Here is a 483-nt window from a genome sequence, read left to right as displayed (position 1 = left end):
CTCTCCAGCATCGATGCGGTCCTGGATGTACTCATCGAGGAGGTCGAGCCTGTCGTCTTGGAAGGCTCCCGATCGTGTCAAGAGCGCCAGTATCTCCTCTGGTGGAACAGCATACTCGTCTCGACGATCGAGGAGCTCGACGAGGTCGTCGACGGCAATGGTTGTCAATTCGGTCGTCTCGGCATTATCGATCACCTTCGGGGCGAAGCCTGGGGCGACCACGATGGCGTGATCGGCTCCACGCTGGCGCCGGTGTTTGTCCACGTTGGTGACCTCTAGAGAGTTGACTCGCCCGTTCCCTCGGGCCTTCACTTCGACAACGACGTGTTCGGGGGATCGGATCTCCACGTCGGTGTCACCCCCTCCTTCGATCCAGTCGGCGGCACAGCCCAGCCGGGAGAAGGCCTTCGCAACGAGTTTCTCGAACTCCTCATGAGCGTTCCCATCTGTGCTGGCCGCCCGGAGTTGATCGGCGAGGTCGGT

General features: G+C 61.3%; 1 protein-coding gene. It reads right to left on the bottom strand.

The features are described 5' to 3' along the window. The coding region (locus tag DVK06_RS17430) for a restriction endonuclease (protein WP_199718795.1) at nucleotides 1–483 on the bottom strand (483 nt) is incomplete at both ends.

The sequence above is a fragment of the Halorubrum sp. Atlit-28R genome (assembly GCF_003665955.1).
In the GTDB taxonomy this organism is placed as follows: Archaea; Halobacteriota; Halobacteria; order Halobacteriales; family Haloferacaceae; genus Halorubrum; species Halorubrum tropicale.
This window is presented reverse-complemented; position numbering and strand designations above follow the sequence as displayed.